Source organism: Victivallis sp., assembly GCF_048170485.1.
Classification (GTDB): domain Bacteria; phylum Verrucomicrobiota; class Lentisphaeria; order Victivallales; family Victivallaceae; genus Victivallis.
The window spans coordinates 1-3,392 of the sequence record NZ_DBEXAY010000039.1; the positions used below are offsets into that span (position 1 = coordinate 1).

The following is a 3,392-nucleotide window of genomic DNA, read 5'->3' on the forward strand; positions in this document are numbered from 1 at the left end:
CCGTAACAACAATTGCAGAGCCGGAAAAAAGGAGGCTCCGCAATAAAAGTCCAATCCGCAAGTCGGAGGCTTGAGAGGAGGGCATGAATTTCAAAGAATAACGCAGGGACGTGAAACGGGCGAAACGTCTGATTGACAAAAGTGTCGCCCCGCTGTCGCGTCTGCGCGTTGCAGCAGAAGCGAAGTCATTGAGAGATAATCTGCCTGTGAACCGGTGTCACTCCCGGCCGGAGCGGGCGCGCAATCCGAAGCGCTCCAGCACGGCGGCGGCCCGATGCAACGTTGCTTCGTCCGGGGACTCCGCCTGCGGCATGGTGTCCGGCATGCCGAGCGACGCGTATTTGGTGCGCGCCAGTGCATGGTAAGGCAGAAGTTTCACGCAGAGGATTCCGCGCAACGGACCGAGGATTCTGCCGGCGGCCTCCAGATTCTCCACCGAATCGTTGCAACCCGGCACGAAAGGAATCCGGATTTCAATCTGGGCGCCGTTCTCCGAGAGAAAACGCAGATTCTCCAGAATCCGTTCGTTCGACTGCCCGGTGAGCTTCCGGTGGACTTCCGGATCGGCGTGCTTGAAGTCGACAAGAAAGAGGTCGACAAGCGGCAGCGCCTCCTTCAACACCTCGCGCGAACCGAAACAGCTGGTGTCGAAGGCGGTGTGGATCTTCTCACGCTTCAGCGCCGCAAGAAAGGCGAGCGAGAACTCCGGCTGCAGCAGCGGTTCCCCGCCGGAGAGGGTCACCCCGCCGTTCGACTCCCGGTAGTAGACGAGATCCAGCCGGGCGGTCTCCATCGCCTCCTCCACCGGAACCCGCTTCCCGTAGAGCTTCATCGCTCCGCCGAGACAGGCGGCTTCACACGCACCGCACACCCGGCAGCGCGATGGATCGAATTCATGCGTCTCCCCCCGGAACGCATGCGCCTTCTCCGGACAGCTGACCACGCATTCGCCACAGCCGATGCACTTGTGCGCATAGTACGCCATCTGCGGGCGCGGCGAAATGCTCTCCGGATTGTGGCACCAGATGCACTTGAGCGGGCACCCCTTGAGGAAGAAGGTGGTCCGCACCCCCGGTCCGTCGTGGACCGCGAACCGTTTGGGATCGAGCAAAACTCCGGTGACGCTCATGGAATGGCTCCTTCCTGTGTTACTCCGCAATGCGGCGGGCCCGTTCGATGTAGGCGTTCTGTTCCTTCTCGGCGAGATCGTTGAAGCGGACGTTCCAGCCGCAGACCCGCACCTGCAGCCCGGTGTATTTCTCCGGATGCTTCTGGGCATCCTCCAGCACCGCGGCGTCGAAGATGTTGAAGTGAATCGCCATGCCGTATTTCGCCAGATAGGCGTAAAGCAGTGTCCGCATCGCCGCCAGCCCCTCCTCCCCCTGCACGGTGGCCGGGTGCATCATCACGTCGAGCGGAAAGTCCCCGGGCAGATCGGCGCAGTCGATGGCGGTGGCCGAATCGATCAGTGCGGTCACGCCGTTGACGTCGGCCCCCATCGTCGGAGAGATGTTCTTGGACATCTCCTCCCCGGCCCGGCGGCCGTCCGGCGTCGCCCCGGTCCGCTCCCCCATGATGATGAAGGTGCGGGCCGAGTGTCCGGAGGCCTGATACCAGCCGCCGCGGGAGTTTGGGCGCAGGTTCAGCTTGCCGCCGAAGTAGTGGGCGAGCGCGGCGGCGTAGCAGTCCACCCCGGGGATGCCGTTGCCGTACTTGTTCCGGGAGCGCAGGATGCGCAGCCGGAGCTTCTCCGCCCCCTCCCAGTTGTTCCGCAGAATGTCGCGGAACTCCGCGAGCGTCAGCTCCCCGCGGTCGAAGACGAACTCCTTCACCGCCATCAGCGCATCGACCGCAGTACCGAGTCCGGCGCAGAGAAGCGAGGTGATGTTGTAGACGCTCCCGTCGGCGAAGGCGTCCTTCGCCGTCTCCAGACTGTGGGCGATCGTGATCGAATAGAGCTGCGCCGGATTGATGTACTGCAGGTATTTTTCGAACTCGTACGAGCAGATGTACGTGGTTTCGATGATGTTGTCGAGGTACTTCATGTAGGCGGCGTAAAACTCCCGGAACGAATGGATGTCCGCCAGTTTCGCCGCGCCGCAGTCGCAGAAGTACCCGGTCTTGGGGTCGACTCCGTCGTTGAACACCAGTTCGACCGGCTTGAGCATGTTGACATGCCCGGCGCCGGTGATGTTGCCGAGCGCGCGCGGCGCGGGTTCGTAACAGCCGCGGATGTCGCAGGTGCGGGCGATCTCCTCCGGATACCCCTCGCCCATCATCATACGGCGGATGGCATCCTCGCAGACGAACACCACGCTGTTGTTGCCCCGCCGGATCATATCCAGCGCCTTGTTCAGAAATTCGACCGGCGTGTTGCGGGCGAGTTTGATCTGAATCTTCGGCGTCGGAATCGAAAGCTGATCGAATACGTCGAGAATGAGGTAGGAGAGCGCATTGATTTCACTGCCGCCGTCCGCCCTAGTTCCGCCGAGGTAGAAGGGGTGCCCCCAGTAGTTGTTGATCGACGCCCACTGCATCAGGAAGCAGGCGAAGAACTCCCGGATCTGCGCCTCGGTGAAGCGCCCTTCGCGCAGGTCGCGCTCGTAGTACGGCCCGAGCATGCGGTCGAGGTTGCCGAGCGAACGCACCTGCAGACGGTCGATGTGCTCGCTGAACATGAAGTCCAGATAGATGATCTGGAGCGCCTCATAGGTGTTGCGCGGCGCGCCGGTGCGGAGCTGCTCCAGACATGCGATCTCCGCCTCGATGCGGGGATTGCCGGCGTGATGGCTCCGGGCGTAGTCGATGAAGCGGCCGAGACACTCCAGCACGGCGTTGATCGTGATCTCCAGCCCGTCGAAATAGGCGGCCGCCGCGGCGTCGAGGGTGCCGTTTTTCTCCCGTTCGGCCCGGTAACGGCGGGCGCGGTCGCGCAGACCGGGGAAGCCGAGCGTGAAAACCGCGTCCCAGTCGGGCACCGAATGGTCGAAGTCGATCCACATCAGATGGAGTCCCGCCGCGTTGCGCTCCTCCATCAGGCGGTTGATTTCCGGGAAAAAGCGCTCCTTCGCCTCGTGCGCCCAGCGGAAGTTCAGCGGCGAAAGCGGCCGGTCGTCGCGGTTGTAACAGCCGAATGCGGGGAACCAGTCGTGCGGATTCACGTCGATCAGCATGTTCCGGCAGACATATTCAAAACAGCGTCCTTTCACCACCGGGTGAGGCAGATCCTTGAGCTCCTCCGCCATCGCGCGGATTCGTTCTTTTAAAATGGAATTCTCCACGCCGGTGGCGGGGTCGAAGACCGGATGACGGAATTTCTCCGTTAAATAGGTTCTGTCCTGTTCGAAAGCGGCATACGGCATCGTGCACCTCCTGTGTGATTTCTTCTTTTT

2 protein-coding genes are annotated in these 3,392 nt (G+C 62.1%); both read right to left on the reverse strand.

What is annotated here, in order from left to right; genetic code table 11:
- Positions 1-217: 217 nt before the first annotated feature.
- Positions 218-1,129, reverse strand: coding sequence for a glycyl-radical enzyme activating protein (locus tag ACMLHG_RS01895; protein WP_417169366.1), 912 nt, complete (start codon positions 1,127-1,129; stop codon positions 218-220).
- A gap of 19 nt (positions 1,130-1,148) precedes the next feature.
- Positions 1,149-3,362 carry a pyruvate formate lyase family protein gene (locus tag ACMLHG_RS01900; protein WP_417169367.1) on the reverse strand — a complete coding sequence of 738 codons (2,214 nt, stop codon included), beginning with the start codon at positions 3,360-3,362 and terminating at the stop codon, positions 1,149-1,151.
- Positions 3,363-3,392 lie beyond the last annotated feature (30 nt).

What these genes read in the sequence shown, in the direction of transcription:
- ACMLHG_RS01895 (WP_417169366.1), bottom strand. Translation starts at nt 1,129, where the DNA reads ATGAGCGTCACCGGAGTTTTGCTCGATCCCAAACGGTTCGCGGTCCAC.
- ACMLHG_RS01900 (WP_417169367.1), bottom strand. Translation starts at nt 3,362, where the DNA reads ATGCCGTATGCCGCTTTCGAACAGGACAGAACCTATTTAACGGAGAAA.